Here is a 25,739-nt window from a genome sequence, read left to right as displayed (position 1 = left end):
GGAAACCCCATCATGACCAAGAACTACCTCTCTCACCCAGTCAAAGCACTGGCCCTGGCCCTCGGCCTCTTCAGCTCCATCACCTTCGCCGCCGACGCGCCGCTGAAAGTCGGCACCACCGCCGCCTTCGCCATCCCCCTGGAGGCCGCCGTCGAAGAAGCCAAAAAACAAGGCCTCCAGGTCGACCTCGTGGAGTTCAGCGACTGGATCGCCCCCAACGTCAGCCTCGCCGCCGGCGACATCGACGTGAACTACTTCCAGCACATCCCGTTCCTGGAAAACGCCAAGGCCGCCGCCGGTTTTGACCTGGTGCCATTCGCCCCGGGGATCATCAACAACGTCGGCCTCTACTCGAAGAAATACAAAAGCTTCGACGCACTGCCAGAAGGCGCCAGCGTGGCCATCGCCAACGACCCGATCAACAGCGGTCGCGGCCTGCAACTACTGGCCAAGGCAGGCCTGATCACGCTAAAACCGGGGGTCGGCTACAAAGCCACCGAAGAAGACATCATTGCCAATCCAAAGAAAATCAAAATCCTCCAGGTCGAAGCCGTGCAACTGGTGCGCGCCTATGACGACGCCGACCTGGTCCAGGGCTATCCGGCCTACATCCGCCTGTCGAAGACCTTCGATGCCGGCTCTGCCCTGCTGTTCGACGGTCTCGATCACAAGGAATACGTGATTCAGTTCGTGATCCAGCCGAACAGCAAAACCGACCCGCGCCTGATCAAGTTCATCGACATCTACCAGCATTCGCCAGTCGTTCGCGCAGCCTTGGATAAATCCCATGGCAAGCTCTACCAAGCCGGCTGGGAAAGCTGAGCATGACGGCCGCCATCCAACGGCGACTGGAAATTCCAGAGCCCCGCCATATTCCAGAGCATGTCGAACAGACCGAACTGCACCCGGACCTTAATCGCGCCCACGTGCGATTCATCGGCCTGGGCAAAACCTACAACGGCCAGCAAGGTCCAGTGGCGGCATTGCACGGCATCGACCTGGCGATCCAACGCGGTGAAGTGTTCGGCATCATCGGCCGCAGCGGTGCCGGCAAGTCTTCGTTGATCCGTACCATCAACCGTCTCGAACAGCCGAGCACGGGGCGAGTGCTGATCGACCAGGTCGATATTGGCGAATTCGATGAAGACCGCCTGGTAACGCTGCGTCGACGCATCGGCATGATCTTCCAGCACTTCAACCTGATGTCGGCCAAGACCGTTTGGCAGAACGTCGAGTTGCCGCTGAAAGTGGCCGGGGTGCCGAAGGAAAAACGCGATCAGAAGGTCCGTGAATTACTGGAACTGGTAGGGCTGCAAGAGAAGCACAAAGCCTATCCGGCGCAGCTGTCCGGCGGGCAGAAACAGCGTGTCGGCATCGCCCGGGCGCTGGTACATGACCCGGCGATTTTGTTGTGCGACGAAGCGACCTCAGCGCTGGATCCGGAGACAACGCAATCGATCCTCGGCCTGCTGCGCGAGATCAATCAACGCCTGGGTTTGACCATTGTGCTGATCACGCATGAGATGGCGGTGATTCGCGATATCTGCGACCGGGTCGTGGTGCTGGAGCACGGACGAATCGTCGAGCAAGGGCCAGTGTGGGAAGTCTTCGGCAACCCGCAGCATGAGGTCAGCAAGACGTTGCTCGCGCCGTTGCAGCACGCGTTGCCGGAAGAATTGCAAAGCCGGTTGCGCTCGCAGCCAACGTCCGCCGAGGACGCCGTGGTGCTGCGACTGCAATTCACCGGAGCCGCTCATGAGGAACCAGACGTGGCCGCACTGTTCAGCGCCCTCGGTGGCCGCGTGCGCTTGCTGCAAGGTGGCGTCGAACGGATTCAGGGCCATGCACTCGGGCAATTGCTGCTGGCGGTGACCGGTTCGTCCCTCGGTGCCGAAGAATTGCGTCAACGCGCCGGCAGTTGGGCACAACAGGTGGAGGTGTTGGGTTATGTGGTTTGATCGCTTGCTGCAAGGTTTCATCGACACCTTCCTGATGGTCGGCGTGTCGTCGTTGATCGCACTGCTGGCGGGAATTCCCTTGGCGGTAATTCTGGTGACCAGCGCCAAGGGCGGCATCTACGAAGCGCCGGCACTGAACCGCGCGCTGGGCGCGTTCGTGAACCTGTTCCGCTCGATTCCGTTTTTGATTTTGATGGTGGCGCTGATTCCGTTTACCCGGTTGATCGTCGGCACCACTTACGGTGTTTGGGCCGCCGTAGTGCCGCTGACCATTGCCGCCACGCCGTTCTTTGCGCGTATTGCCGAAGTCAGCCTGCGCGAGGTCGACCATGGGCTGATCGAAGCGGCGCAGGCGATGGGTTGCCGGCGTTGGCATATCGTTTGGCATGTGCTGTTGCCTGAAGCGTTGCCGGGGATTGTCGGGGGTTTCACGATTACCTTGGTGACGATGATCAATTCGTCGGCCATGGCCGGGGCGATTGGTGCCGGTGGGTTGGGAGACATTGCCTATCGATATGGGTATCAGCGGTTCGACAGCCAGATCATGTTGACGGTGATTGTGTTGCTGGTGGTGTTGGTGGCGGTGATTCAGTTGGGTGGGGATCGATTGGCTCGGGGTTTGAACAGGCGTTAAGCAAAGATCTAAAGATCGCAGCCGCAGGCTGCGATCCTAGCGGCGCTGTCCACGCAATCGTTTAATAGACGATAAGTGATGGCTCCTGTGGTTTGTCAGCCCCTCCTTCACAATGCAACGGCTGTGCTTGCTTTACGTTTAGCCGCTGCCTGCCTGTAAACATCATTCAACATGTAGGCTGACCGAGCAACCACATCGGCGGTATTCGAAAGCACCTCAGCGCGTAACTTTGGCTGATTATTGAACACCATAACTGCCTCGTCCAACTCATATTTTCCTTCCGTCAGCTCATTTACTTTTCCAATAAAATTAAGTTTCGCTTCTCTTGGCCATGACTTGAAACTTTCAACACTTAATTTACCTTGTGCAATTTCACTCGCAGAGTCGGCTTGCTGTTTTGGGTCCTTCTTTAAATATAGATAATCTTTAGTCTCGGGCCCCTCAACGGAAAATCCCGACACAGAGCCAATATGGCTAATTTCATGAGCCATGAAAAAATCAAAGACCGCACCTCCCTTAATTTTATTTCCCTGAATAAAAATACGACCATGGGCGTCGTCACTCATGATCAATCCAAACACAGTTGTATTGAACGGATTGTCAACCCTGACAAGCTTTTCCAGACCTGCCGAAGTCTGATAAGACTTGGCCAGTTCAGCGATATTTCCCCATGCCTTAACTATACGTTCAAAATGGGTGCCATCGTCACCGGTCATCCTAGTGATGACCTGTTTGGCAATAGCTGGAGTTTTTTGCGCCATCCCAAAAGCATTACGGAATATTTTTTCAGTTATCGAAAGTGCTCCAATAACAATTTTCCCCTCATCTTCCGAGAACCCGGTGATACCGCGACTGTTCATGCTGTAGCCTAATGATTTAACCCGGTATTCGACTTCATCATCCCGTCCTTCGTATACTCGCCCATCAATATCTTTTCTTGAAATCGCACCATTGGAGACAAAACCATATAAATTCAGACCATTTATGGGTCCTGCGGGATCGGGGCAAATCCAACACTGTAGCCACGACGCGCAATAGCGATACCCGTAGTAATAAAGTCCCGTCGCATCCCTCTCCTTACCCGAGTAGCGAATGGTTTTGTACTTTGCCACCAACGCACTTTTACCCGCCCAACACGCTGTGCCACCGAAAGGATAATAGTGTTCCTGCGTCAGCACGCCCGCCTCGTCATCCAGTTCCAACGTGCTGGAACCAAGATGATCGTTGAGGCTGTAGCGCTGTTGATCGGCATGGGCACCTTCGGGCCAGTGCAAGGCTCGAACGCTGCAACCTCCGGCTTCGACGCTGATGACATGGTGCACTTCGCCATCGGCCTGTCGGTGGATTTCCAGTCCAGGGAGGTAGCGCACTTCAGCGCGCAAAGTCCGGCGATTGGTTTGGCTGAAAAACACCTTGCGCAGCCGATGGCCGGGTCGGTCGTAGGCATAACATTCATAATCGTCAGGTTCACCTTCACGCTTGACCAAGGTCACCCGGCTCAACTGGTTGCGGATGTCCCAGAGCATGGCCAGCCCGCGTTGCAGTTCCAGTTGGTTACCGCAGGCATCGAAGCCTGAGGCGATTTCAGGCTCACCCGGCAAGGTTCCGTCATCCCGTTGAGCCAGGCTGCGGTTGCAGGTGGCCGAAGTGAACATCGAGAGTCCGGGCGCACCACTGTGGTGGCGAGTGATCAGATTGCCCGCCGCGTCGTAGTCGAAGTGCTGGGTGTAATTGCGCCGCTGATTAGGGTCCAGCGGTGTCGGCAGCAATTGCGGTAACGCGGGTCCATGGCTGGGCGTACTGACCTCCCAGCCCTTGGCCTCGACCAGCTGATACAGGCTGTCATAGCGGTAGCGGTTGATCGGGTCGATACGCTGGTTACTGAAGTAAGTAACGGCCTGGGACTTGTCCTCCAGCTCGACGATATTCCCCACCGGGTCGTAGCTGTAGTTCAGGTCCTGCAATGGCGTTTGATCGCCGACTTGCGCCATCAGCCTGATCAATCGACCGTCATCGGCACCGTAAACGGCACGAGTCACCACACCATTGCCGGCGGTTTCGCTTTCGATCTGACTGTAGGCGTTGTACTGGATGTCGCTGACCAGTCGCTGCGGTGTTTTGCCATCCCCCGCCTGCAACAACCAAGCCTCGCTCAGGCTACCCGCGACATCGTAGGCAAACGTCCGGTCATTGCCCATGGCATCGGCCTGACATTGAATGTCGCCTGTTGGATGGAACACGTGCTGCGTGACGAACGATTGATCTTCCAGCCACGCTTCTCGGGAATCTGGCTCATCCGGCCAGTCGGGTGTTTCAAGGTCGGTGAGGAATCGCCGTTCCTCAACTAGCGCAGAACCGGCAAGTGCATAGTCGATGAAGCATTGACTGCCCGCAGGATCATCATGACGAATCAGACGTCCGCATTGATTGTTTTGAATGAATGCCTCAGTAGAACCGCCGTAAGTCAGTCGCTCCACGACACGGGGCAGCTGCGCGATAGCCTGCTCCGTGACCGTGATCGGACGTTGTTGGTTGTCATGGTCGGTGTGGCGCTGACTGCCTCGGGCATCCCAGAACGAACAGGGTAAACCGGCCTGATCCAGCAGGCTCAGCTGCCAACCGGCATCGACGCTGTCTGTCAGCAAAGGCTGACCACTGAAACCGTAGAGCGTGGACAGGTTTGGCTTCGGTGTCGCTCCCCACAGCCGTGGGTCCCACGACTCATGCAACCGTCCCGCAGCGTCGAACACTTGCCGGGTAATGCGCGAGTCAATATCTGGCTTATCCGGATGACGACAGTAGCTCACGCTGCGGAGGGCCAGCGCACGTGGGTCCATGACCGATAAAGTCGGTGTGTGATGGTGAGCGTTCACGGTATCGACGGTCCTTCGTTCTGGTAGAGGAAAGACTGAACGCTTTTTCAGCTGACGGATACTGTAAGAAGTAACAGGTAAGTGCCGACTCCAAAGGGGAAGTTTTCGCACAGAAAAACCAGCGTTCCTACAAGGCCAATCCCTTCCCTTTGCAGGACGTTTCCTAGATCATTCCGCACGCTTGCGCCGACAGATTTCCGTGCCTAGTCTTCGTCCGTCACTGCTCATCAGTGATCGGGCTTGGCAGCCCGGATCACTAGGCGCATAGCGATTTCATGCTCATGCCCGGCAACTCTGCTGGGTACTGAATATGGCGGCTGTGCGTGGGGCATCTTCGGGTGCACCGGTTTTCCTATTGACCGGCCTACTAACCTGCGCACAGCTGCCACCCATCGTTTAGTAGGCGAGAAGTGTCGGCTCCCACGCAGAAATAGGAGCAACACGATGAAAAAACCAGTCCCCGATCCACCCTCCAATTCAACCAGAAACGACGATCTACTCAGAGACCGCTCCGCACTCTACCGTGCGATCGATTTCTACCTGACCGGCGAACAACCCTCGGCACCGGATGAGCTACGGTTCTACAACGTCAGCAACGACGTGAGCTTCGAAGACACCCAACTCTACGTCGCCGATTTGCTGCGCTGTGCCTCGGTCACCGCCTATCAATGTGGCGACCACCTCAAGGGCGCCGACAGGGCCATGGTGTTTTCCATCTGGCATCTGCTGGAGATCGCCAAGGCCATGGTTGATCGGTCGATTGATTGTCAGGGGATGAAGAAAGCTGAGTCTGATCCAAGTCATTAGGCGCCAGTGATATCGCCTTCGCTGGCAAGCCAGCTCCTACAGGAATACGCGGTCATCTGTAGGAGCTGGCTTGCCAACGATTGGCTGCGCAGCAGCCACTGGCTTCATGGCGTATATTCGGCACATCCCAATTACCCGCGCAGCCCACCATGAAACAAACCCCCGACGACCTCGAAAAAATCACCTCCACCACCCTGGGCCATTACAACTCGGTGGCCGAAGGGTTTCGCGAAGGGACTCGTGATCACGATGTCAGCCAGAACATCGATGCCCTGTTGCGGCACATTCACGGCGAGGCGCCGTTCGACATACTCGACTTTGGCTGCGGGCCGGGGCGTGATTTGCAGACCTTCACGCGCATGGGCCATAGCGCTGTCGGGCTTGATGGATCGCAGAAGCTTGCGCAAATGGCGCGCGAGGACAGCGGTTGCGAGGTCTGGCTGCAGGACTTTCTGAAACTCGATCTGCCGGCCGAACGCTTCGACGGGATTTTTGCCAATGCGGTGTTGTTTCATATCCCGCGTCAGGAGTTGCCTCGGGTGTTGAAGGAACTGCGTGGGGCGTTGAAACCGGGTGGCGTGTTGTTCAGTTCCAATCCGCGTGGGGAGAATCAGGAGGGTTGGAATGGACCGCGTTATGGGTCGTATCACGATCTTCAGGCGTGGCAGCAATTGCTGACTGAAGCGGGGTTTGTCGAGCTGGAGCATTATTACCGGCCGGCGGGGCTGCCGCGGGAGCAGCAGCCTTGGTTGGCCAGCGTTTGGCGTCGTGTCGCCTAGGGGAAGATCAAAAGATCGCAGCCTGCGGCAGCTCCTACATTGATCGAGTACACCTGTGGTTATGCGGGTGTTCGCAATTCATGTAGGAGCTGCCGCAGGCTGCGATCTTTTGCTTGTGATCATGCCGTCTCTTTCTTCGGCTCGCGAATCTTGTACCAGGCCACATACAGCGCCGGCAAAAACAGCAGCGTCAGCAAGGTGGCGATGATGATCCCGCCAATCATCGCGTAAGCCATCGGCCCCCAGAACACTTCCCGGGCGATCGGGATCATCCCCAGGCTCGCCGCTGCCGCTGTCAGCAGAATCGGTCGGCGCCGATGCTCGGTCGCTTGCAGCACCGCGTCCCACGGTGCGTAGCCGTCTTTCTCGAACGACTCGATCTGGGTCACCAGGATCACCGAGTTGCGGATGATGATGCCGATCAGCGCCAGAATGCCAAGGATCGCCACGAAGCCCATGGGCGTGCCGGTCGGGATCAGCGCCAGCACCACGCCGATCAAGCCGAGGGGTGCGACGCTGGCCACCAGGAACAGTTTCTGCACGCTGTGCAACTGGATCATCAGGAAGGTCGCCATCAAAAACAGCATCAATGGCACCACCTTGGCAATCGGTCCCTGGGCCTTGCCGCTTTCCTCCACCGTACCGCCAGTGGCGACCTTGTAGCCCACCGGCAAACTGGCGGCGAATTTCTCTATGTCCGGTTTCAGCTGCTTCACCAGATCGGTCGGCTGGATCTCGTCACGTACAGCTGCCTTGATGGTGATGGTCGGCTTGCGGTCACGGCGCCACACCAGCGGTTGTTCAAGTTCATAGCGCACGGTGGCAAAAGCCAGCAGCGGAATGGAGGTGCCGCCCGGTGTGACGATCTGCAGGTTCTGCAGGGTTTCCGGCGTACCGCGTTCCGCGTCGATCGCGCGACCCACGACATTGATCAGATAGATATCGTCATCGACCTGGGTCACGGGCGTGCCGACGACGATGCTGTTCATCAGGTTGGCCACGTCTTCCGACGACAGCCCCAGTTGCCGCGCCTTGTCCTGGGCGATGTCGATGCGCAGGACTTTGCCCGGCTCGTTCCAGTCGAAAATGATCTCGCCGATGTGCGAGTTTTTATCCAGTTCGGTGGCCAGGGCGATCGCGTGCTTGCGCACCTGATCGATGTCCTTGCCGCTGACCCGGTACTGAATCGGCCGCCCCACCGGCGGGCCCATTTCCAGTGCCTGGACGTAGCTGCCGATGCCGACGAAGTCTTTGCGCAGCCGTTCACGCAGGCGCTGGCTCAAGGCCTCGCGCGACTCCAGGCCTTTGCTGACGATGATCAATTGCGCGTAGTACGGGTTCTGCAATTGCTGGTCCAGCGGCAGGTAGAAACGGATCGCACCTTCGCCGATGTAGGTGCTCCAGTGCACGATGTCCGGATCGTCCTTGAGGGTCGCTTCGAGCTTGTCCACCGCCTTGCGGGTTTCGGCGATCGAGGCGTTTTGCGGCAGGTTCAGGTCGACGAGGATTTCCGGACGGTCCGAGGACGGGAAGAACTGGTTCTGCACGAACTGCATGGAGTACACCGACGCCGCGAACAGTGCAACGGTGATGCCGATGGCCCACCAGCGATTGCGCATCGCCCAGAGCATGCCGTAATTGAACGTGCGGCCGATGCGACCGGGTTCTGCGTCGTGGGGTTTCACGTTGGCGCTGAGGATGTGCACGCCAATGACCGGCGCGAACAGTACCGCGACCACCCATGACACCAGCATTGCCACTGCGATCACCGCAAACAGGGTGAAGGTGTACTCGCCCGCCGAACTGGCGTTCAGCCCGATGGGCACGAAACCGGCTACCGTCACCAAGGTACCAGTGAGCATCGGGAACGCGGTCGAGGTGTAGGCGAAGGTGGCCGCCTGCTCCTTGGTTTCCCCCATCTCCAGCCGGGTGACCATCATCTCCACCGTGATCATCGCGTCGTCCACCAGCAGGCCGAGGGCGATGATCAGTGCGCCGAGGGAAATCCGCTGCATGGTGATGCCGCTGTATTCCATGAAGATAAAGACCATCGCCAACACCAGCGGAATCGAGCACGCCACCACCAGCCCGGCACGCACACCGAGACTGATGAAGCTCACCACCAGCACGATCACCACCGCCTCGAACAACGCACTGGTGAAGCCGCCGACGGCTTTTTCCACCACGGCGGCCTGGTCGGACACGTTGTGCACGCCGACGCCCACCGGCAGGTCCGCGGTCAGGTCACTCATGCGCTGGTGCAAGGCCTTGCCGAACTCCTGGATGTTGCCACCCTTTTTCATGGCAATGGCCAGGCCGATGGCGGGTTGGCCGTTGAAGCGGAATTGCGGGGTTGCCGGGTCGACATAACCACGGCTGATGTCGGCGATGTCGGCCAGGCGATAGAAGCGATCGTTGAGTCGCAGGTTGACGTTGGCCAGGTCTTTTTCGGAAGCAAACTGCCCCGTGGTACGCACGGAGATCCGCTCGGGGCCGGCTTCAATCACCCCGGCCGGGGTCACTGCGTTTTGCGACTGCAGGCTCTGCACCACCTGGCGCTGATCAATGCCCAGCGCCGCCAGTTTGCGGGTGGAGAAATTCAGGTAGAGGACTTCGTCCTGCTCGCCGACCATCTCGACCTTGCCCAGCCCCGGCACCTCGCGGATTTCGGCGCGGACCTGCTCGACGTAATCGCGCAACTGGCGCATCGACAAGCCGTCGGCGGTAAAGGCGTAGACCGAGCCGAACACATCACCGAATTCGTCGTTGAACCCCGGCCCTTGCAAGCCCTTGGGGAACTCGCCGCGAATGTCGTCGATCTTCTTGCGCACCTGGTACCAGATTTGCGGAATATCCTTGGCACTGGTGGTGTCGCGCAGGTACACGAAGACCGTCGATTCGCCGGGCCGGGTGTAGCTTTTCACATAGTCGAGGGAGTCGAGCTCTTCGAGTTTTTTCTCGATGCGGTCGGTGACCTGCTTGAGGGTTTCTTCCTGGGTCGCACCGGGCCAGCGGGTCTGGATCACCATGGTCTTGATGGTGAACGAGGGGTCTTCTTCACGGCCGAGGTTCATGTACGAGAACACGCCCATCAGCAGCGCGACGAACATCAAATACCAGACAAACGACTGATGCTTGAGGGCCCATTCGGATAAGTTGAAACTCCCTTTCATTGCGGGCTGTCCTCGTCGATTTTCACTTTCTGCCCCGGTTTGAGGCTGTTCACTCCCGCACTGACAACCCGCTCGCCGGACTTCACGCTATTGGTCAGGACCACGGTGGTGTCAGTCCGGCTGACGAGGCTGACGTCCCGCGGGGAAACGGTCTGCGTCTGTGGATCGACGACCCAGATCCGCGATTTGCCATCCACCTCTTGCAGCACGCTCAGCGGCAGTTCGATGCGCGGTTTGATCGCGGAGCTGATGGTCACGCTGATGGCCGTGCCGAGGCGCAAGCCCGGTGGCGTGTCGGTCAGGCTCAGGCGGGCACGACGGGTACGGGTCGCACTTTGCGCCTGGGGTTCGATTTCGCGAACGATGGCGGTGGTGGTGATGTTCGGGTCCAGTTGTGCAGCAACCTGAAATACCACGTCCGTCGGCAATTGATCGACCAGGGTGTCGGGCAGGTCGATCACCGCTTCCTTGATGTCTGGCTGCGCCAGGGTCACCACTTGCTGGCCGGCGGTCACCACTTGCCCGGCTTCGGCGTTCCACGCGGTAACGATGGCTTTGTGGTCGGTGCGCAGTTCGACGTAATCGAGCTGATCCTTGGCCTGATCGACGGCCGCCTTGGCTTGGTCGAGGGAAGCCTGAGTGGTTTTGAGGTCGGTCTGGGCGATGTCCAGCTGGGCCTGCGCACCGACTCCGCGATCGAACAGTTCCTGCTGGCGGCGGGCGTTGGCCTGGGCGTTGATCAACTGCGCCTGGACGCGCGCCAGATCGCCTTGGGCCGAGCGCAACTGGTTTTGCTGGTCAGTGGGGTCAAGCGTTGCGAGCAAGGCGCCCTTCTCGACTTCGGCGCCGACATCGACGTTTCGGCTGGCGATGCGGCCTGGGACGCGAAAACCCAGGTTGCTTTCATAGCGAGCCTGGATGCTGCCGGCGAAGCGGCCGAGCGTTTCCTCGTCCAGGGATTGGACCTTGATCGACAGCACCGGGCGTATCGGCTCCGGTGGCGGTTCTTTTTTCGAGCACGCCACCAGCATCACACCGGCGCATACCAGCAATAGACGCTTCATGGTTGGTCTCCCGCGCCTAAGTCTTTATAGGTGTTTTCGGCAATCTCCACCTTTACACCGGGGTGCAGCAACTGGCCGCCAGCGATGACGACTTTTTCGCCACCCTTGAGGCCAGCGCTGATGACGACATTACCGGTGAGGTAACGGCCGACCGTGACGGTATGCAGTTGGGCCTTGCCTTCGTCGTCCACCAGCCACACGGCCGGGTCGCTGAGATTTTTGGTCAACGCCGACCAGGGCAGTTCCACGGCGGATTTACCCGGTGTCTTGGCGGTGGCGCTTACCACCGAGCCCAGCTGCATGCCTTCCGGCAGGCTGGCAAGGCTGACTTTGACCTGCACTGTGCCGGTCTGCGCGGACACCGCCGGGGTGATTTCGCGCACGGTGCCGGTGGTTTTGATCGCCGGATTTTCGAGCAGGCTGACCACCACCGATTTATCCGACGGCGGTTCGGCCAGCAGCGACTCATACACGTTGAACACCGCGTCGCGCTCACCGTCCCGGGCCAGGCTGAAAATCGGCACCGTGGCCTGCACCACCTGGCCGACTTCCGCCTGGCGGGCGGTAATCACCCCCGGCGCGTCGGCAATCAACGCGGTGTAACTCAGTTGTTCACGGGCGTTGGCCAATTGCGCCTGTGCGGCGGTCAGGGCGCTTTGACTACTGCGCAAGGCCGCCTGGGCCGAATCGTATTCGCTTTGGCTGGTGTAGCCCTTGGGCAGGAGTTTTTGCTGGCGCACGAAAGCCGCGGCGGTCTGTTTGACCCGGGCCTGCTCGGCAACCACCTGCGCCTGGGCCGAATCAACGTTGGTTTGCAGGTCTTTCGGATCGAGCCTGGCAAGGACCTGTTTGGCTGAAACCCGGTCACCGACATCGACCGTGCGCTGGATGATCTTGCCACCGACACGAAACGACAGCTCGGTCTGTACGCGCGCCTGGACATCCCCCGTGAGGGTCACCGAGGCAGCGTAGTCGGCCGACTTCACCTCTTGCACGAAAACCCGTGGACGCTCCTTTTCGACCTGGGGTTTATCGCCGCAGGCGGTCAGCAAAGCTAGGAAACTCAGGCCAACCACTGTTTTCAATCCGGGACCAGCCATGCAGACTCCTTTGCGTTGTACGGGCGTGCCAGTTCGATACGACTGTGAGCTTATAACAGGGTTCCACCTTCGCCTACGCTGATAGGCATTTCCTCCTATAGGGGATGCAGATAGATCCTACAAGTCAAACTCGCCAACGCGGTTATCCTGATGCCGTTTCGCGACCACAGAGAAAGTCCTTTATGCTCAAAACCCTCGCGGTCGCCAATTACCGCTCGATCAATAAACTGGTGATCCCGCTGGGCCGGTTGAACCTGATCACCGGCCCCAACGGCAGCGGCAAATCCAACCTCTACCGCGCGTTGCGCCTGTTGGCGGAAACCGCCCAGGGTGGCGTGGTCAATGCCTTGGCTCGCGAGGGTGGGCTGGATTCGACCTTCTGGGCCGGCCCGGAAAACATCAGCCGACGCATGCGCAACGGCGAAGTCCCGATGGAGGCGACTGTTCGACAGGGTGTCAAACGCCTGCGTTTGGGGTTTGCCGGGGAAGACTTCAGTTATTCCATTGCGCTGGGTCTGCCGGAAAAGACCCTTTCTTGTTTCTCCCTGGACCCGGAAATCAAAAAGGAATGCATCTGGTCCGGACCTTTCTACCGCCCGGCCAGCCTGCTGGTGGATCGCGACGGCCCGATGATTCGTGCGCGTGAAGGTCGCGGCTGGGAAGTACTGGCCCAGCACACGCCAAATTTCGACAGTCTGTTCGATCAGGTCGGCAGCTTTCGCACCTCGCCAGAAGTCTTGCAACTGCGCGAGTTCATCCGTCGCTGGCGTTTCTACGATCACTTTCGCAGCGACGCCGATGCGCCGGTGCGTCAACCGCAATTGGGCACCCGCACACCGGTGTTGCACCATGATGGTCGTGATCTGGCTGCCGCATTGCAGACCATCCGTGAAATCGGTGATTCCGAAGCCTTGCAGGCCGCGGTCAGCGATGCGTTCCCCGGCGCGAGGTTGAACATCGCGCCGTTGCAGGGCGGACGGTTTGCCATTGAGTTTTATCAGGAAGGGTTGCTGCGACCGTTATCGGCGGCCGAGTTGTCCGATGGGACGTTGCGCTACTTGCTGCTGGTTGCAGCGCTGCTGACGCCCCGGCCCCCTTCGCTGATGGTGCTGAACGAGCCGGAAACCAGCCTGCACCCGGACCTGTTGCCGGCGTTGGCGCGGCTGATTATCCGGGCGTCGGCGCAGTGCCAGGTGTGGGTGGTGTCCCATGCGCGCCGGTTGATCTCGGCGTTGCAGGAGGATGAGGAGTGCAATTGCATCGTGCTGGAAAAGACATTGGGCCAGACCGGGATAGTCGGGCAGCGGATGCTGGATGAGCCGGCCTGGTATTGGCCGGATTGAATCGCAAGTGCGTCGCTCACAAACGATGATTACGCCGAATGTTTCGGGCGTGCTGCATTTGCTCAGTATGGCCACGTTGAACAGGCGTGAATTGTTCAAAACCGATGGGGCGCAGCGTTGAGGGGTCAGCGTGAGGCGTTAGGGGAGGAGCTGAGGGAGGCGGCTGACGGAGCCTCGCACGAGGTATTCTCACTGCAGCATCTACTGTTTGGTTGATCGAGGCGCTCTGTGCTGCAGCCTTGTTCAATCTGTACTTCTGCCATGTGAAGCCCATTGAAGCGGTTGCGCCTGCGAAAGAGACAACGCTCAGTGCGCCTAAGGCAATGAACAGAGCATCTTGAGCGGTATTACTCGGATCAGCCGTATTCAGCCCCACTCTTGTCCCTACCACAACGGCTCCGGCAAAACCTGCAACAGCTGCAATGGCACCGGCGCGGGCGGCGTTTTTCGAGGCCGCAGCAGAAGCATCGACGCTTGCTACCTTCAAACCTTTGAATGCAAGCCCCATAGAGAACAATCCGCCCACTGCGGACACCAAGTTCAAAGCGCTCAGCGCTACCATGAACCAGGTCTGCCAGGTCTGTTTGGTTGCTCGCCCCGTCGGATCTCTGAAACTCACCGGATTGCCAAGGCAATACGCATACGGGTTGAGCCCGCCTCGACCAAATGGGCTCAGTTTGTCAGGGCTATTGAAACGCATCAGCACCGGGTTGAAGGCCCGATGGCCATTGCCCAGCAAGTAATGTCCGGTGGTGGGGTCAATCGCTTCGCCATTAAACCCCAAGGGGTCGCCAGGTCCGGGCCCGGCAGGTCGATGACCGTAAGGCGTGTACTTGCAATTCACTGATCCGGCGGGGTCGGTGACCTGCAACACGGAACGTTGTTGATCGGTCCCCAGCAGTTGAGTATTGACTACGGCCCCCCGCCGCGAATGCAGCGCGAGCAAATACAAGCCATGCTGGAACACGCTCCGGCTGACCTGATCTTCAAGCTCGGTTGTCAGATGCTCGAGACGATAGAACCTTTGCAACCTTGCTTGCCCGACGGGCTCCAGCCCAGTCAGCTGATCCAGTGCGTTGTAGCGATAACGACACGAGCCGTGGTTGAACGTTTCCATCACAGAACCCCTTACCGTCGGGCACTTAGTGTGCACCAACGACGGCACCACGCCACCTAGCAGAACTGCTAGGTGGCGTGGTGCAGAATCACTACGTAGTCAGGTCAATCACCCGTTGCCACGCTCGACAATCACCCCTTGCGGCCTGGTGTCATCGCGCAATCGTGAAAATCAAAAGATCGCAGCCTTCGGCAGCTCCTACAAGATTCTGTGTACACCTGTAGAAGCTGCCGAAGGCTGCGATCTTTGATTTTCTGCATAAAAAACGCCGACGCTAGCGAAAGCCGTCGGCGTTGAAACCTTGAAGGGGTTTACCTCGCGAATCAGAACGCCGGCAGTACCGCGCCGCTGTATTTCTTCTCGATGAATGCCTTCACTTCAGGACTGGTCAAAGCCTTGGCCAGTTTCTGGATGGCAACGCTGTCCTTGTTGTCCGGGCGAGCCACCAGGAAATTTACGTAAGGCGAATCAGCGCCTTCGATCACCAGCGCGTCTTTAGCCGGGTTCAGGCCCGCTTCCAGTGCGTAGTTGGTGTTGATCATGTCCAGGTCGACCTGGTCCAGAACTCGCGGCAGCATGGCCGACTCCAGTTCCTTGAACTTGAAGTTGTGCGGGTTCTTGGCGATGTCTTTCGGAGTGGCCAAGGCGTTTTTCGGGTCTTTCAACTCGATCAGGCCAGCCTTCTGCAGCAGGATCAGCGCACGGCCGCTGTTGCTGCCTTCGTTCGGGATGGCGATGGTCGCACCGTCTTTCAATTCAGCCAGGGTTTTGACTTTCTTCGAGTAGCCACCGAACGGTTCGACGTGCACGCCGATCACGGTTTCCAGGTGGGTGCCTTTGCCTTCGTTGAAGCTTTTGAGGTACGGCAGGGTCTGGAAGTAGTTGGCGTCCAGGCGCTTCTGATCGACCTGTACGTTCGGCTGAACGTAGTCGGTGAAGACTTTGATCTCCAGGTCCACGCCTTGTTTGGCGAGGGTTGGCTTGATCAGTTCAAGAATCTCGGCGTGCGGGACCGGGGTCGCCGCCACCACCAGTTTCTCGCCAGCCTGGGCCAGGCTCGCCGTCAGGGCAGCCGCCAGTGCGGTGAACAACAGAACCTTTTTCATGCAGTGTCCTTATCGAAAATCGCGGTCGTCGTCGACGACGGCTATTAGTACGAGTGCCAGTGATGTGCTACTGCTGGCGTGACGCGGACAATACCGGTATTTTTTATTCCCGAACAATATCTTTTATTCACTTTCATATTCCATTTTGTTCATACAGCGCTAACTCACGCTTCGGCCGCATTCCACCGCATTGACCTGTAGGAGCTGGCTTGTCGGATCGCCGCACCGCAGCGAAGGCGTCCTGCCTGATGCACCGCGGCGTCTGGTTCGCGAGCAAGCTTGCTCCTACAAGAGCGCGGCGTCTTTCAAGAGGTGTTTCAGCGCTGCCTGGTCGCTGGCAGTGCCTTTGCTGAGGATGTGCTTCAGTTGCCGCTCGATCGCCACCAGCGAGGCAGGTACTTCAGGCAAATTCAAATGCTCCGGCAAAATCTCGTCACCCGTGCTCACCAGCAACGCAAAATGAATGACGTTTTCCAGCTCTCGAGTGTTGCCCGGCCAACTGTGCTGTTCCAGCACATGCTGCGCAGCCTCGCTGATCAGCGGCACTGGCAAGTCCAGGCGCTGGCTATAGATGCCGAGAAAGTACTCGGACAGCGACAGGATATCGCCCACCCGTTCGCGCAAGGCGGGCAGTTCAAGCTGACCTTCACTGAGGTAGTGATAAAGCCGCTCATGGAATTTTCCAGCAGCAACCGCCTGCGCCAGATCGATGCTGGTGGCGGCCACCAGGCGCACGTCCACCGGACTCGGTTGCTGAGCGCCGACACGGGTGACTTCGTGGTTTTCCAGCGCCGCAAGCAGTTTGATCTGGATCGGCAGCGGCAGGTCGCCGATCTCGTCCAGGTAGAGCGTCCCGCCATTGGCCGAACCGAACCAGCCGGCGCGGCTGCTGGCCGAACCGCTATAGCTGCCGGCGGCATAGCCGAACAATTCGGCATCAGCGTAAGTGGGGCTGATCGCGCCGCAATTCACCGAAACGAACAAGCCGCCGCGATCACTGGCCCGATGAATGTGCCGCGCCAGCAATTCTTTACCGCTGCCGGTTTCGCCACGGATCAACACGGAGATCGAACGCGGCGCCAGTTGTTCCAGCTCCTGGCGCAACTGTCGCGAACGTGGATCGACGAACACCAACGCCTTGGCGCGGATGCTCAGGGGACTTTTTTCTGCATCGGGGAAGGTCAGCAGCGGCTGACCGAACGCTTCGAAACTCATGACAGACTCCCGCCCAAAACCGTCAGGTGACGGGGGGCGTTGAAAAAATAAAAGGTCAAGCGCGGCGCAGGGCGTGGTGCTCCATGCGGTTTTGCAGGCGATAGAGATAAGCAAAACCCTGCTCCCAGCGCTGGTGACCGGACTTCACATTGATGTGTCCTGCCCCCGACAAAATCCCCGCCTCGGCCCCCCAGTTGCGGGCCAGCTCCAAAGCACGCGGTGCACTGACGGCACTGTCGTTGTCGGAACTGACGACCTGGCTGGGGAATGGCAAAAGGTTGGTCGGAATGGGGGCGAAATTGCGCAGCGCCGGCGCGCAGGCCGTACGTTCGACGTCCGCGGGCGCGACCAGCAAGGCACCACGAACCTGACGCAAGAACTGCAAGGGAGCAGTGGCCGCCCAGTGAGCAACCGTGATGCAACCCAGGCTATGGGCGATCAGGATTACCGGCGTGCTGTCGGCGGCAACCGCCTCGGCCAGCGCCGCGACCCAGTCTTCACGACGCGGAGTCAGCCAGTCGGCCTGCTCCACCCGTGCGCTATTCGGCAGGCTGTTCTGCCAGTGGCTCTGCCAATGATCATCTGGCGATCCTTGCCAGCCCGGCACAATCAGGTAGCGAATGGATTCGTTGCGCATGGGGGAGCTCTCCTGCTGCGTGTCTGTTCCTGGTCAAGTATAGGGAGGAGAGCTATGTTCGTTAAGGAATAAGAAGCTATTTATTAATACCTTTATCGAATATAACACGCGACCTGCAGGAGCTGGCTTGCCAGCGAAAGCGGAGTATCCGGCAATGCATTTATCGACTGACAGGACGTATTCGCTGGCAAGCCAGTTCCTACAGGGTCTGGTGGTTGCCCGGAAAAAAAAGGGACCGCACCCTGCCAAGGAGACGGTCCCGGAAACTGATATATCCAATGAAGACACCTGCAACGTCGCGAGGTGTGCCCTCAGTAAATGTTTAGCGTGCAAAGGTTTCGGTTTGATGAATTCGCCACTTGGCGCCTTGCTTCGATGAACCAATCATTGCTCCAAACTATTATTCTTTAAAAGAATATTTGGCGTTATTTATAGACCAAAAAGAAATATATTACTGAATACGAGCATCGAAGCTCGCCGACGATGTTGATCACAGGCAACTGAGCAGGCGTTTCTGTGAGCAGCACCTGCAAAATCCTGTTCCCTCGCGGAGCGCGGGAACAGCCTAGGCCTGTGCCGACCGGACACTTTCAGTTGTCCGCCGCTCCTTGCGCAAAAACCGGTTCGCTCGCCCGAACGTCCCGAAATCGTTGAACCGCACCCCCATCTCGTGCATCACCTTGTGCGCCACCGGCACGGTCATCTGGCGGATGTAAAACGGCTCCTTCACCACAAAGTGATGAATGCCGTGGCTGCTGCCGAAATTGAAGCAAAACGCCTGCAACGGCCACATCCAGCACGGGTTCAAAACCTGCGTCTGCTGGATCACGTTGCCCGGCTCCACGTCACCGTAGTAGTGCATGTTCGAGCTGACAAAATGCAGGCAAAAGGTCCGCAATACGTTCGGCCCGATGATCACCACCGTCGCAATATCGATCACCTGCATCACCGACAAGGTCGTTGCCGACCATTCAATCGGTGCTCCCAGCAGATGAGCGAGGCCGTTTGCCACATGGAAACCGAGAAACACGTACCACGCACCCCAATGCACCAGCGCCAGCGGCGCGTAGACTTTCAGGGTGCGCTTGATGATGCTGAATTTATGAGCCCAGGTCCTGGCTCGCAACATGCGGATGAACGCCGACATCACGTTGTCGCCCACCATCAGCAACCGCGCAAATCCCCAGGGTTCGCCGTTGGTGATCGCCCGTTCTTCCAGGTCGGTTTCCGTACCGGAGACCTTGTGATGATTGAGGTGCAGATGCCGACGAATCCACGGGTTGATCGTGCTCGGCCGCGCCAGCCAAACCAGCGCCATCATCAGGTTGTGCGGTACACGTTGTTTACGAAAGTACATGCTATGTATCAAATCGTGTTCCAGCTCGTGGGTCAGCGAGGCAAAGAACGCGTTGAGCAACAGGCACACCCACCACGCCATGTGCCCTGTGATGTAGAGTGTCGCCGAGCCGATCATCCCGGCCAATGCGAAGGCCAGAATGCCCGCGCCCAGGGCGTCCTGATGGTTGAGAATCGGGTAGCGCTGACGCAGCTCGACGCCTCTGGCCAGCACCACCTGACGAATATGTGCCGATCGCTGTGCTGCATTCAGTCGCTGGGGGCTTGCAGAAGTACCGTCCATGCTTCCATCCTCTGGTTATTGATGTCCGCATCCTGCCTTGCGAACCCTCGCAATGTGGTAGCTGTGAACGCCAACCTGTTGACCGGAAGCGCCAATCAGCATGACTGAACCGACCTCCCTCGCCAGCTGGACCCGCGCCCTGCGCAAGCAGCTCGATGCGCTTGGCCTCGACAGCACCGCCCTGTGCCAGCAGGCGGGGCTCGACCCGCAACTGATGGACGACCCGAACGCCCGCTATCCGCTGTCCGGAACGACGCGCCTGTGGGAAATCGCGGTGCAGGTCAGTGGCGACCCGGCGATCGGCTTGCGGGTGTCGCGCTTTGTCAGCCCGACCACGTTTCACGCGCTCGGTTATGCGCTGGTGGCCAGCGGCAGTCTGCGGGAAGTGTTCGAGCGCATCGTGCGTTATCACCAGGTGGTCAGCGATGCCCTGGAACTGGAACTGATCCGCGCCGAAGACCGCTACCGCTTCCGCCTGAAAATCCCACCCGGCAATCCGGCCCCGGCTTTCGAAGCCATCGATGCCTTCGCGGCGATTTACGTACGCACCTGTCGCAATCGTCTCGGGCGCGACTACGCGCCACTGGCGGTGTATCTGCGGCGCCCGGAACCCAGCGACTCACATCAATGGCACAAGGTCTTTCGCTCGCCGGTGTACTTCGCCGCCGATGAAGACCGCCTGGAGTTTGCCCTGGTGGATTTCGACAGCCACCTTGACGATGCCAACCCGGAACTGGCCGAGCATAACGAAGCGGTGCTCAAGCGCACGCTCGCGCAACTCAAGCCCCTGACCTGGGAGCGCAAGGTCCGCGACGCCATTGAAGAGCAATTGCCCGAAGGCGAACCCAGCGCCGAACGCATCGCCCAGGCCCTGCACCTGAGCTTGCGCAGCCTGCAACGGCATCTGGCGGACGAGGGCTGTCGGTTTGATACGCTGCTCAATGAAAGCCGCGAAAACCTGGCGCTGCTGCACCTGCGTGATCCGCAGTGTTCGTTGAGTGAGATCAGCTATTTGTTGGGGTTTGCAGATACCAGTAGCTTCAGTCGCGCGTTCAAGCGCTGGACGGGGATGACGCCGGGGCAGTTTCGGGAGGGGTTGCGGTGACAGATCCGGGAGGAGTGTTGCTTCGTCCGGCCTCTTCGCGAGCAGGCTCGCTCCCACTTTTGATTTCCAACGGACGAAAATCAGTGAACACCACAGAACTCATGTGGGAGCGAGCCTGCTCGCGAAGAGGCCACACCAGACACCAAAAAAACTCTCAGCGCCCCCGATCCCGCCGCAACACCTTGCGCACCCGCTTCACTAACTCGCTCACCGCAAACGGCTTGAGGAGGTAATCATCTTCATGCAACTCCAGCCCACGCAGGCGATCCTCGATTCCATCCTTGGTCGTCAGAAGCAACACCGGCGTATCACCCAGCTGGCGGATCTGTTGCAGCAACTGCCAGCCGTTGAGCCCCGGCAGCATCACGTCGAGGATGATCAGCTCGTACTCGCCGGACTCGATAAAGCGACGGCCTGCCATCCCGTTGACGGCCACATCCACCGCATAACTCGCCTCGCTCAGGCCCTTGGCCATGACCTTGGCGAGTTCGGGCTCGTCTTCCACTAACAGCACACGCATGGCACACCTCGATTGTCGTCAACACAGGCTAGGCGCCTTCGCGGACAAAGCCCATCAAAAAAAACGCCCGAAAACATGAACCCGGGGCATGATCCAGCACCCTGCAGGAGGAACAACAATGAAAAGCCTCGTCGATCATCTCGGTCAATACGCTACCTACCATCGTGACCCACGCAATATTGCCACCCACTTCGTCGGGATCCCGCTGATTGTAGTGGCGGTGGCGGTGCTGCTGTCCCGCCCGCAATGGGCCGGGGGCTGGCTGTCACCGGCCGTGTTGGTAGCGCTGGGGTCGGCGTGGTTTTACCTGCGCCTGGAACTGCGCCTAGGGGTGTTGATGAGCGTGTTGCTCGGGCTGTGTATCTGGGCAGGTCAGGCGCTGGCGCAGCAAAGCACGCTGGTCTGGCTGGCGAGCGGCGTCGGGATGTTTGTGATCGGCTGGGCGATTCAGTTTGTCGGTCATCACTATGAAGGACGCAAGCCGGCATTTGTCGATGATGTGACGGGGTTGATTGTCGGGCCGTTGTTTGTGGTGGTCGAGCTGGCGTTTTTGCTGGGGCTGCGGCGGGAGCTCAAAGAGCAGATCGAGGCGCGGGCGGGGGGGGTGCGCCTTCGTCAGAAAAACGCGGCGACCTAGGGCCGCTTTAAAAGATCGCAGCCTGCGGCAGCTCCTACAGTGGATTTGGGTTGACCACAATTTTGTGATCGACACAAATCCACTGTAGGAGCTGCCGCAGGCTGCGATCTTTTGCTCTTAGAGGTTGGCGACTTTTTGCCAGACCTTAGGCTTGAAGAACAGTGTCTCGCCCTTCGCCAACCCGACCAGGCTGTCGTGATCCTTCACTACTTCCGCTTCGATCAAATCGCTCTGGCCTTCAACCTTCAACGTTACCCGAGTCGTCGCGCCCAATGGACGGATATCCCGCACCTCGGCGGCGTGATGATCTTCCAGTTCATGGCGCGACAGCGACACTTCGTGAGGACGGAACAGCACGTGGTTGTCTTCACCCAAATGCAGGCGGTTCGAGTCGCCGAGGAAGTGATAGACGAAATCGCTCGCCGGGTTTTCATAGACGTCGCCCGGCGAACCAATCTGCTCGATCACGCCTTTGTTCATCACCACGATGCGGTCGGCGACTTCCATGGCTTCTTCCTGGTCGTGGGTCACGAAGACCGAGGTCAGGTTGATGTCTTCGTGCAGCCGTGCCAGCCAGCGGCGCAGTTCTTTACGGACTTTGGCGTCGAGGGCGCCAAACGGCTCGTCGAGCAGCAGGACCTTCGGCTCCACCGCCAAGGCGCGGGCCAAGGCAATACGTTGACGCTGACCGCCGGACAGCTGTTCCGGATAGCGATCCGCCAACCAGTCCAGTTGCACCATGTTCAGCAGCTCGTGGACTTTCACCGCGATCTGGCTCTCGCTGGGACGCTGGTTTTTCGGTTTCATGCGCAGGCCGAACGCGACGTTGTCGAACACGGTCATGTGGCGGAACAGGGCGTAGTGCTGGAACACGAACCCGACGTTGCGATCACGCACGTCGTGGCCGGAAACGTCTTCGCCGTGAAACACGATGTTGCCCTGATCCGGCGTTTCCAGGCCGGCGATGATCCGCAGCAGCGTGGTCTTGCCACAACCGGACGGGCCGAGCAGCGCCACGAGCTCGCCGCTCTGGATGTCCAGGCTGATGTTGTCCAGCGCCTTGAACGCATTGAAATTCTTGCTGACGTTACGCACTTCGATCGACATGACTTATTCCTCCGCGGCGCTGGCGCGCAGGCGGTTAATACGGTTTTCGCTCCACTGCTTCAGCAGCAGGATGAAGAGCGCCATGATCAGCAACAGGCTCGCCACAGCAAACGCGGCCACGTGGTTGTATTCGTTGTAGAGGATCTCGACGTGCAGCGGCAAGGTGTTCGTCACCCCGCGAATGTGCCCGGAAACCACCGACACCGCACCGAACTCACCCATGGCCCGCGCCGTACACAGCACCACGCCGTAGATCAGGCCCCATTTGATATTGGGAACGGTGACATGCCAGAACATTTGCCAGCCATTGGCCCCGAGCAGGCGCGCGGCCTCTTCTTCCTGAGTGCCTTGTTCCTGCATCAGCGGAATCAGCTCGCGGGCCACGAACGGCACGGTGACGAAAATCGTCGCCAGCACGATGCCTGGCAAGGCGAAGACGATCTGGATGTCGTGGTCCTGCAACCATGGCCCGAACAAGCCCTGGGCGCCGAACATCAGCACATAGACCAGGCCGGCGATCACCGGCGACACCGAGAACGGCAGGTCGATCAGGGTCACGAGGATACTTTTGCCGCGGAATGAATACTTGCTCACGCACCACGCCGCACTGACGCCGAACACCAGGTTCAGCGGCACCGAAATCAGCACGGCGATCACCGTGAGCTTCAGGGCCGACAATGCATCGGGTTCAAAAATCGCGGTGAAGAACGCACCGATCCCGAGCTTCAGGCCCTGGGACACTACGATAACCAGCGGCAACAGCAGGAACAGGGCAAAAATCAGCCAGCCAAGGCCGATCAGCAGTCGCCGCGATGAGGCGCTGCCACGGCGGGAGGCGTTCGAGGCAGCAGCAGCAATAGACGATTGGGACATTTGTGCGCCTCCTTATGGGGTTTCGATGCGCCGCTGCAGCAAGTTGATCAGCAGCAACAGGATGAAGGAAACCACCAGCATCAGTACACCAATGGACGTAGCGCCGGTGTAATCGTACTGGTCGAGTTTGACCATGATCAGCAGCGGGAGAATCTCGGTTTTCATCGGCATGTTGCCAGCGATGAAAATCACCGATCCATACTCGCCAACCCCGCGGGCAAAGGCCAAAGCGAAGCCCGTCAACCAGGCAGGCAGCAAGGCAGGCACCAGGATATGGCGGAAAACCTGCAAGGGCTTCGCACCGAGACACGCCGCCGCTTCCTCCACTTCACGCGGAATATCGGCCAATACTGGCTGTACTGTACGTACCACGAATGGAAGCGTTACAAAAGTCAGTGCCAGTGTGATGCCGAGGGGGGTATACGCGATCTTGAACCCCAGGTCGGCCGCGAACTGCCCCACCCAGCCGTTCGGCGCGTAGAGTGCGGTCAACGCGATACCTGCAACGGCAGTGGGCAATGCGAACGGAAGATCGATCATCGCATCGATGATTTTTCGTCCAGGGAAGGTGTAGCGCACCAGCACCCAGGCCAACAGCGTGCCGATGATGCCGTTGATGATCGCGGCGTAGAGAGCGGTGCCGAAGCTCAGCTTCAACGCCGCCAGCACCCGAGGCGCCGAAATGATCGCCCAGAACTGTTCCCAGGTGAGTTGAGCGGCATGCACGAACATCGCCGCCAGTGGAATGAGCACAATCAGGCTGAGGTACACCAAGGTGTAGCCCAGCGTCAGCCCGAAGCCGGGTATGACGGGGGAGATACGACGCGACATAAAAGTCCTTGGTTGAGAACGCGCAAAGCCCCGACGGTTAAATCGGGGCTCGTTTTGACCTGGTGCAGATTACTGCGCCTGGTAAATCTGGTCGAACACGCCACCGTCATTGAAGAATTTCGGTTGCGCGGTTTTCCAGCCGCCGAAGTCCTTGTCGATGGTCACCAGGTCCAGGGTCGGGAACTGTTTGGCGTACTTGGCGGCCACGTCCTTGTCACGTGGACGATAGAAGTTTTTCGCCGCGATTTCCTGACCCGCAGGGCTGTACAGGTGTTTCAGATAGGCTTCGGCAATTTCGGTGTTGCCCTTTTTCTCGGCGTTTTTGTCGACTACGGCCACAGGGGGCTCGGCGAGGATCGACAGCGAAGGCACCACGATGTCGAACTTGTCGGCGCCGCCATCTTCTTTCAGCGCCAGGAAGGCCTCGTTTTCCCAGGCCAGCAATACGTCGCCCTGACCGTTGTTGACGAAGGTGATGGTCGAACCGCGAGCACCCGTGTCCAGAACGGGAACGTGCTTGAACAGGGTCTGCACGTATTCCTTGGCCTTGGCTTCGTCACCGCCATTGGCTTTCAGGCCATAGGCCCAGGCTGCCAGGAAGTTCCAGCGTGCACCGCCGGAGGTTTTCGGGTTCGGGGTAATGACTTCTACACCCCTCTTGGTCAAGTCGCCCCAATCCTTGATGCCCTTGGGGTTGCCCTTGCGCACCAGGAACACGATGGTCGACGTGTACGGCGTGCTCGCCTCTGGCAGACGCTTCTGCCAGTCGGTCGGCAGGGTCTTGCCGAGCTTGGCGATTTCATCGATGTCACCCGCCAGGGCCAGCGTCACCACGTCGGCGCGCAGACCGTCGATCACCGCTCGGCCCTGCTTGCCCGAGCCACCATGGGATTGCTGGATTTTCACGTTGTCGCCCGGATGTGCTTTCTTCCAGAAACTGGTGAACTCGGTGTTGTAATCCTGATACAGCTCACGGGTCGGGTCGTACGACACGTTGAGCAGTTCGTAATCCTTGGCAACCGCGGTACCAGCAAATAGGGCGCTGGCCAGGGCGGCCAAAGCGAATTGACGAATCGACGACATGGTGAAAGCTCCTGGAATTCTGTTGGTGATGGCTTTTCTTATGGGTTTGTTGGAATCGCGGTTGCTTGTTAAAAGATCGCAGCCCGCGGCAGCGCCTACACACATCCCCCGCAGGAACTGCCGCAGGTTGCGATCTTT

22 protein-coding genes are annotated in these 25,739 nt (G+C 59.0%); 8 read left to right on the top strand and 14 right to left on the bottom strand.

Annotation, left to right across the window (positions count from 1 at the left end; genetic code table 11):
• Window positions 1-12 precede the first annotated feature (12 nt).
• The 3 genes from ACA067_RS01005 to ACA067_RS00995 are packed head-to-tail and all read left to right on the top strand — an operon-like array spanning window position 13 to window position 2,592.
• A complete protein-coding gene (locus tag ACA067_RS01005; protein ID WP_497460243.1) occupies window positions 13-822 on the top strand; it encodes a MetQ/NlpA family ABC transporter substrate-binding protein in 810 nt (269 codons plus the stop codon).
• A 2-nt stretch (window positions 823-824) separates the two neighbouring features.
• A complete protein-coding gene (locus ACA067_RS01000; protein ID WP_497460242.1) occupies window positions 825-1,958 on the top strand; it encodes a methionine ABC transporter ATP-binding protein in 1,134 nt (377 codons plus the stop codon).
• Complete coding sequence (locus tag ACA067_RS00995; protein ID WP_497460241.1) at window positions 1,948-2,592, top strand: methionine ABC transporter permease; 645 nt, start codon at window positions 1,948-1,950, stop codon at window positions 2,590-2,592. Before ACA067_RS01000 ends, ACA067_RS00995 begins: the two co-directional genes overlap by 11 nt.
• A gap of 107 nt (window positions 2,593-2,699) precedes the next feature.
• Here the strand turns inward: ACA067_RS00995 and ACA067_RS00990 are convergent, their stop codons facing one another.
• Window positions 2,700-5,465: an RHS repeat domain-containing protein gene (locus ACA067_RS00990; protein WP_497460240.1), complete on the bottom strand. Its 2,766-nt coding sequence runs from the start codon at window positions 5,463-5,465 to the stop codon at window positions 2,700-2,702.
• A gap of 444 nt (window positions 5,466-5,909) precedes the next feature.
• On the opposite strand from ACA067_RS00990, the gene ACA067_RS00985 reads away from it, so the two are divergent.
• Entirely contained in the window at window positions 5,910-6,272 is a 363-nt protein-coding gene (locus ACA067_RS00985) for a DUF6124 family protein (RefSeq protein ID WP_497460239.1), read from the top strand.
• Window positions 6,273-6,421: 149 nt separating this feature from the next.
• Entirely contained in the window at window positions 6,422-7,051 is a 630-nt protein-coding gene (locus ACA067_RS00980; RefSeq protein ID WP_497460238.1) for a class I SAM-dependent methyltransferase, read from the top strand.
• Window positions 7,052-7,170: 119 nt separating this feature from the next.
• Here ACA067_RS00980 and ACA067_RS00975 read toward each other — a convergent pair whose 3' ends face one another.
• The 3 genes from ACA067_RS00975 to ACA067_RS00965 are packed head-to-tail and all read right to left on the bottom strand — an operon-like array spanning window position 7,171 to window position 12,388.
• Window positions 7,171-10,224 (bottom strand): efflux RND transporter permease subunit, encoded by a 3,054-nt coding sequence (locus ACA067_RS00975; RefSeq protein ID WP_497460237.1) that lies wholly within the window; start codon window positions 10,222-10,224, stop codon window positions 7,171-7,173.
• Window positions 10,221-11,288 (bottom strand): efflux RND transporter periplasmic adaptor subunit, encoded by a 1,068-nt coding sequence (locus ACA067_RS00970; protein WP_497460236.1) that lies wholly within the window; start codon window positions 11,286-11,288, stop codon window positions 10,221-10,223. Before ACA067_RS00970 ends, ACA067_RS00975 begins: the two co-directional genes overlap by 4 nt.
• Complete coding sequence (locus ACA067_RS00965; RefSeq protein ID WP_497460235.1) at window positions 11,285-12,388, bottom strand: efflux RND transporter periplasmic adaptor subunit; 1,104 nt, start codon at window positions 12,386-12,388, stop codon at window positions 11,285-11,287. The genes ACA067_RS00970 and ACA067_RS00965 overlap by 4 nt, the downstream gene beginning before the upstream one ends.
• Before the next feature lie 182 nt (window positions 12,389-12,570).
• On the opposite strand from ACA067_RS00965, the gene ACA067_RS00960 reads away from it, so the two are divergent.
• Entirely contained in the window at window positions 12,571-13,731 is a 1,161-nt protein-coding gene (locus tag ACA067_RS00960; protein ID WP_497460234.1) for an AAA family ATPase, read from the top strand.
• A 16-nt stretch (window positions 13,732-13,747) separates the two neighbouring features.
• On the opposite strand, the gene ACA067_RS00955 is transcribed toward ACA067_RS00960, so the two are convergent.
• From ACA067_RS00955 to ACA067_RS00935, 5 genes are all read right to left on the bottom strand, one after another.
• Entirely contained in the window at window positions 13,748-14,848 is a 1,101-nt protein-coding gene (locus tag ACA067_RS00955; RefSeq protein ID WP_497460233.1) for an RHS repeat-associated core domain-containing protein, read from the bottom strand.
• A gap of 323 nt (window positions 14,849-15,171) precedes the next feature.
• Window positions 15,172-15,954, bottom strand: a complete 783-nt coding sequence (locus ACA067_RS00950) for a MetQ/NlpA family ABC transporter substrate-binding protein (protein ID WP_497460232.1) — start codon at window positions 15,952-15,954, stop codon at window positions 15,172-15,174.
• Between the two features lie 285 nt (window positions 15,955-16,239).
• A complete protein-coding gene (locus ACA067_RS00945) occupies window positions 16,240-17,169 on the bottom strand; it encodes a sigma 54-interacting transcriptional regulator (RefSeq protein WP_497460231.1) in 930 nt (309 codons plus the stop codon).
• Window positions 17,170-17,224: 55 nt separating this feature from the next.
• On the bottom strand, window positions 17,225-17,806 hold the full coding sequence (locus tag ACA067_RS00940; RefSeq protein WP_497460230.1) for an alpha/beta hydrolase: 582 nt from the start codon (window positions 17,804-17,806) through the stop codon (window positions 17,225-17,227).
• A gap of 565 nt (window positions 17,807-18,371) precedes the next feature.
• Window positions 18,372-19,445, bottom strand: coding sequence for a fatty acid desaturase (locus ACA067_RS00935; RefSeq protein ID WP_497460229.1), 1,074 nt, complete (start codon window positions 19,443-19,445; stop codon window positions 18,372-18,374).
• 100 nt (window positions 19,446-19,545) lie between these two features.
• Between ACA067_RS00935 and ACA067_RS00930 the strand changes: the two genes are divergently transcribed.
• On the top strand, window positions 19,546-20,550 hold the full coding sequence (locus ACA067_RS00930; protein ID WP_497460228.1) for an AraC family transcriptional regulator: 1,005 nt from the start codon (window positions 19,546-19,548) through the stop codon (window positions 20,548-20,550).
• Window positions 20,551-20,704: 154 nt separating this feature from the next.
• Here the strand turns inward: ACA067_RS00930 and ACA067_RS00925 are convergent, their stop codons facing one another.
• Entirely contained in the window at window positions 20,705-21,070 is a 366-nt protein-coding gene (locus ACA067_RS00925) for a response regulator (protein WP_497460227.1), read from the bottom strand.
• Between the two features lie 118 nt (window positions 21,071-21,188).
• On the opposite strand from ACA067_RS00925, the gene ACA067_RS00920 reads away from it, so the two are divergent.
• Entirely contained in the window at window positions 21,189-21,707 is a 519-nt protein-coding gene (locus ACA067_RS00920; protein WP_497460226.1) for an Mpo1 family 2-hydroxy fatty acid dioxygenase, read from the top strand.
• 117 nt (window positions 21,708-21,824) lie between these two features.
• Here the strand turns inward: ACA067_RS00920 and ACA067_RS00915 are convergent, their stop codons facing one another.
• The 4 genes from ACA067_RS00915 to ACA067_RS00900 form a co-directional block, all read right to left on the bottom strand.
• On the bottom strand, window positions 21,825-22,814 hold the full coding sequence (locus tag ACA067_RS00915; protein WP_497460225.1) for a sulfate/molybdate ABC transporter ATP-binding protein: 990 nt from the start codon (window positions 22,812-22,814) through the stop codon (window positions 21,825-21,827).
• A 3-nt stretch (window positions 22,815-22,817) separates the two neighbouring features.
• On the bottom strand, window positions 22,818-23,687 hold the full coding sequence (cysW, locus tag ACA067_RS00910) for a sulfate ABC transporter permease subunit CysW (protein WP_497460224.1): 870 nt from the start codon (window positions 23,685-23,687) through the stop codon (window positions 22,818-22,820).
• 12 nt (window positions 23,688-23,699) lie between these two features.
• Entirely contained in the window at window positions 23,700-24,518 is an 819-nt protein-coding gene (gene cysT / locus ACA067_RS00905; RefSeq protein WP_064675347.1) for a sulfate ABC transporter permease subunit CysT, read from the bottom strand.
• A gap of 69 nt (window positions 24,519-24,587) precedes the next feature.
• Window positions 24,588-25,601 (bottom strand): sulfate ABC transporter substrate-binding protein, encoded by a 1,014-nt coding sequence (locus tag ACA067_RS00900; RefSeq protein ID WP_497460223.1) that lies wholly within the window; start codon window positions 25,599-25,601, stop codon window positions 24,588-24,590.
• Window positions 25,602-25,739: the final 138 nt, after the last annotated feature.

Source organism: Pseudomonas sp. LBUM1674, assembly GCF_059695635.1.
The sequence above is the reverse complement of the archived record's forward strand: the minus strand, read 5'-3'. Positions and strand labels throughout refer to the sequence as shown.